This is a genomic window from Intrasporangium chromatireducens Q5-1, assembly GCF_000576575.1.
GTDB lineage: Bacteria > Actinomycetota > Actinomycetes > Actinomycetales > Dermatophilaceae > Intrasporangium_A > Intrasporangium_A chromatireducens.
On sequence record NZ_AWQS01000278.1, the window covers coordinates 1 to 4524 of the forward strand.

Here is a 4524-nt window from a genome sequence, read left to right on the forward strand (position 1 = left end):
AGAACCACCCACGGATGGGTCAGGAGAGCCAATATTACGCATGACCGTCAGTCCTGCAGGAGCCGGTCCGGCTGGGCGGTCGCGGCCCGCCTTCGGTCGAGCGCCGCCTTGAGGATCGCAGCGTACTGAATGCGGTTGTCCGCTTGGCGCAGCCCGTTGTTCGACAGGTGCAGCCGACGTTCGAGGAGTACGTCCGGCAGGACCGATGTGCGCAGCCCTGCCTCCTGAGAGCGTGCGTACCAGTCCACGCCTGTGCCGACCTTGAGCCCGACGGTCCAAGGCCCCACGCGCTCGAAGGCCGCTCGGCGAATGAGCATGACCCCCGAGAGATGGGACTCGTTCCGATCCACAGCGGGCCTGATGCGGGCCGCCTCCTCGGCCGTTAGGTCTGGGCTGACGAACTCCCGGACGTATCCGTACGTCACTTCCAGTTCGGGTTCCGCCGCGAAGGCGCGCAGCTGTATCTCGAGCTTGTCAGGCGGAAAGCGGTCGTCGGCGTCGAGAAAGGTGAAGAAGTCCCCTTGCGCCATGGATACCGCCAAGTTTCGAGCGGCCCCGATCCCCCCTCGATCCTGCTTGCGTGCGCGCACCTCGGGAAATTTGCAGACCTCGTCCCAGCTACCGTCGTCCGACCCATCGTCCACGACGACGACCTCGAGGTGGGGATAGGTCTGGCCCAAGGCGCTGCGGATTGCCTCGCAGATGTAAGGAGCGTTGTTGTACACCGTCATCAGGACGCTGACGAGCGGACCCTCACGACTGTCCTCATCTTTCATGCCGTAGTCCTTCTGTTTCGCTCGAGCCGGTCACGCAGGGACCGCAGCATGTTGTGCTGGAGGTCCGCGCGTTCGTACGACATGTTGGTGTGGTGGATCCGGCGGTCGACGCAGACGTCGGCGAGGACGCCGATGCCAATCCCGGCGTCGCGCATCCGGCCCAGCCACTCGAAGCCCTCTGTGAAGCGATAGGTCGGATCGAAGCCACCGATTTGATCGACCACCTCGCGACGCACCATGGCGGACTGGGGCTGGACACCGTCTTCATCGGTCAGCCACTCAGGCCGGGTCACGTCGGACTCGAAGAATGTCTGGTGGTGCACGAGGACACAACCCACCTCCGGATGCTCCCGGAGGTATCTGACCTGCTTCGAGACTTTGTCCGCCCGAAAGCGGTCGTCGGCGTCACAGAATGTGAAGAACTCCCCGTTGCCGACTGCCATTCCTGTGTTGCGCGCGGCGGAGGGGCCAGCGTTCTCCTGAGTCACCAGGTGCACTCCCGGTGTTCTTGTCGCCAGCTCATTCGTCTGGTCCGAGGACCCGTCGTCAACGACCACGATCTCTACCTGCGGATAGTCCTGTGCTGCGAGCGCTCGCAGAGCGTCGCCGAGGAACTGCTCGGCATTGAAGGCTGGGACGACGACCGTGACAAGGCCCGCGACGCTCATGGGTGCCGAACTCGGTCGTCCGGAACGCTCAAGGCCATGATGAGCTCGTCAATGTGGTGCGGTATCTCCTGGAAGTCCGTGCCGAGGGCGAGTTCATACGTTGGCACGCTCCTGACGACTTCCGACATCGAGCGCAACTCCGTTGCGGGCGCACCGGGCAGTTGGAAGATCGTGCTCGGCGCCAGGGCCGCGAGAGCGGCGAGCGAGGACCCGGGTCGCACGCTCGTCGTGGGCTGGCCGGTGATTCGTGGCGTCAGGATCGCCAGTAGTGGCATTGAGGGCATCATCTGGTCCGGGGCGAACCGGTTGACTAGAAAGACCGCCTTCTCCTCGGGCTGGCGATCCGGGTTGACGAGCGCGCCGTCGAGCGACGGGAAGAGCGAGCACTGCTGACCATCGAGCTTCGCGGAGCCGAAAGCACTGTGTATGTGCGGCCCTCGCCCGTCGATGTCGCGCTCGACGATGACGTAGTCGTCGCTGGCATACGACATCCCACCGAGCAGCGAGAGGAGGGCCGTCGTGGACTTTCCCGAGCCGCCCTTGCCCACGACGAGCACGCCGCCAGCGGGCCGGCCGATGGCGGCCGCATGAACGAGGCCTGCGCCTTGTGCGGCAAGCCACCAGTTGAGGATGAGCCGGAAGGGCGCTGCGTGCTCCCAATATGGGAGGTCCGCGCCATTCAAGCACCAGAACCAGGCCTCCCCCACACCGTGGTCAAGCACGCTGAGGGTGTCTTGCCCCGGTTGATAACAGCCTTGCACCGACCCGCCCGTCCACACCATCCGCAGCCCGCGGGGAGCCCCTGGGGGCTCTTGGGGTAGCGGGCCGGGTGTCCTGCCAGGGCTGTCCCAGACGTTGATGGTCAGCCCTGGGTCAGCCTCTGCCGCTGGTGCGCTCAAGTGCTCGAACGCCTCGAGCAGGCGCAGCATGCGCGGCGACCCCACTCGAATGCGAACCAAGCGGCCTGCTACGGCGATCCACCGCTCGCTGAGCCCGGCGGCACTGGCTCGGAAAGAGCCGGCCAGGCCATCTGTCGTCAACAGCCCCCCCTCAGGAGATGTGGACACAGTTGTTGACGTCATGACGTTCTCCCTCGTCAGGCGTATGGCCAGCCCTGCTTCGGGCTCACCTCGTGTACCGGGTCCAGGAGCAGCAGATCCTCCATGTCGGTGAACTTCGAAAGGGTCGGCGGGACGAACGGCATGGGTCCGGCTCCCGCCGGCTCCGGCGTTGGGGAGCGTGGTGTGTCGCTCGGAACGAGCAGACCCTCGCTGGTCAGCTCCTCGATGAACCGGTCCAGCTCGCCCTCGAGGTCAACACCATCCGTCTGGTAGAGCTGACGAAGAGCGGCGGCGGTGTCGTCGACGGTTGCCGAGCAGCTGAGCAGGGACCATGCGGCTGGCCCGCACCCGCCGGCGCTGAAATAGAAGCCGTTCCCCAAGTGCAAGATGATCGTCTCCCCGTCGATCGTCTCGCTGATCACATCAGGCGCGTTGACGCGCCAGCACTGTCGCGTTGACATGCGAAACCCCCAGTTGCTGATCTGGTCGGCCCGAACAGGCCTGACCTTCCTCGAATTTAGGTGATCCACCAACGGCGTGTGCACCGATCGGCGAAACTGGCCCCAGAGGCGAGAGGGGGAGGATCGGTGTCGAGCAGCGGTCTCACTGTGGCCGTGCTGGGAGCGGCCGGGGCAGTGGGTCGTGCCTTGGTGCCGGGCCTGGCCCTCCACGACTTGCGACTCTTCGACCGTCGGGCGGATCCCGCCGCTGGCATCGCTCGCCTGGACGCTCGCCACCTCCGGACCTTGACTCGCCGGTTGCGGGGCTGCGACGCCGTTGTGGACCTCGCTTCTGACGCCCGTTGGGATGCGCCATGGGAGTCCGTGTACCGAAACAACATCCGACTCGTCCACTGCACACTAGAAGCGTCGGCGCGGGCCGGTGTCAAGCGCGTGGTCTATGCCAGTTCTAATCAGGTTGCAGCGGGATATGAGCGAGAGGATCCCTGGGCGCCGGTCCTTCGTGGCGAGCACGATGGTGCGGATCCTGGGCGGTTGCCACGTCTGTCCACGGAGGCCCAAGTGCGTCCCTGCAACGCGTATGGCGCAGGGAAAGTCTTCGCCGAGGCCGCGTGCCGCTGGTACACCGAAACCACCGGTGTCTCCACCGTCTGCCTGCGTATCGGCACGGTGTTGTGGCCCGACCGGCCGCGCAACGAACGGCATTTCTCCACATGGCTCAGCCATCGCGACCTGGCGGGCCACGTCAACGCGGCCGTGCTCGCCCCGCCAAAGGTTCGCTCGGCGGTCACCTGGGCGGTGTCCGCCAACACTTGGCGGATATGGGACGTGGGGGACGGCACTGACTGGCGATATCAGCCCTGTGATGACGCGGAGCGCTTCAGATGACAGTAGTCGGGTCGACAGCGCGGGCCACCAAGGCGTTCCTTCGTCGTCGCTTGGGTCTGTGGCCGATGCTCGAGACCCGCAACATCGTCCTGAGGGGTTGGGACGTGCCTTGGTGGCGGTTTGTCGAGTGGCGCGAGGTCCGGCGGCTGCGTGCCGGTGCTCGTCGCCCTCGTGAAGCCAGGGTAGCGACCGTAATCCCGACATACCTGCGCTCCGAGCTACTCCAGCAAGCCGTCGCCTCGGCGCTCGCCCAGACGATTCAGGACCAGATCGTGATCGTAGTGGACGATGGCGGTGGCCTTCCCGCCCTGCCCGCGGACGACAGGCTCGTGACCGTGTCCCTCTCGCGGAACACGCACAGGCTCGGCCTGGTGCGAAACGTGGGCATCCGGCTGACCCGATCGAGGTATGTCGCCTTCCTCGATGACGACAACGTGTGGAGTCCGACACACCTGAGCGAGGCCCTGGTTGCTCTGGAGTCGGGGGCGGACCTCGTCTACACCGCTGTACAGCGGCTATGGGAGGACGGAACCGAGCTGGACGTGCTCTCCCGCGACTTCGATCGCGAAGCCTTTCGCGACGGCACGCCGTTCGTTGACGCGAACGCTGTGGTGGTGCGCCGAGCGCGAGGAGTGCGGTTCAGCTGTCTCCGACGGGAGACGGACACCCT

6 protein-coding genes are annotated in these 4524 nt (G+C 65.6%); 2 read left to right on the forward strand and 4 right to left on the reverse strand.

The annotated features are described in order from the left end of the window. Positions 1 to 47: 47 nt before the first annotated feature. From N864_RS19500 to N864_RS19515, 4 genes are all read right to left on the reverse strand, one after another. Entirely contained in the window at positions 48 to 776 is a 729-nt protein-coding gene (locus N864_RS19500) for a glycosyltransferase family A protein (RefSeq protein ID WP_034721228.1), read from the reverse strand. Continuing rightward, complete coding sequence (locus tag N864_RS19505) at positions 773 to 1444, reverse strand: glycosyltransferase family 2 protein (protein WP_034721230.1); 672 nt, start codon at positions 1442 to 1444, stop codon at positions 773 to 775. The genes N864_RS19500 and N864_RS19505 overlap by 4 nt, the downstream gene beginning before the upstream one ends. After that, positions 1441 to 2166: a hypothetical protein gene (locus tag N864_RS19510; protein ID WP_155893025.1), complete on the reverse strand. Its 726-nt coding sequence runs from the start codon at positions 2164 to 2166 to the stop codon at positions 1441 to 1443. The genes N864_RS19505 and N864_RS19510 overlap by 4 nt, the downstream gene beginning before the upstream one ends. A 374-nt stretch (positions 2167 to 2540) precedes the next feature. After that, positions 2541 to 2966 carry a PqqD family protein gene (locus tag N864_RS19515; protein WP_034721235.1) on the reverse strand — a complete coding sequence of 142 codons (426 nt, stop codon included), beginning with the start codon at positions 2964 to 2966 and terminating at the stop codon, positions 2541 to 2543. A gap of 153 nt (positions 2967 to 3119) precedes the next feature. On the opposite strand from N864_RS19515, the gene N864_RS24330 reads away from it, so the two are divergent. Both N864_RS24330 and N864_RS19520 read left to right on the forward strand, forming a co-directional pair. Then, positions 3120 to 3854 carry an NAD-dependent epimerase/dehydratase family protein gene (locus tag N864_RS24330; RefSeq protein ID WP_276203108.1) on the forward strand — a complete coding sequence of 245 codons (735 nt, stop codon included), beginning with the start codon at positions 3120 to 3122 and terminating at the stop codon, positions 3852 to 3854. Positions 3855 to 3919: 65 nt separating this feature from the next. After that, positions 3920 to 4524, forward strand: a 605-nt coding sequence (locus tag N864_RS19520; protein ID WP_051518826.1) for a glycosyltransferase family A protein, incomplete at its 3' end; no start/stop codon positions are given.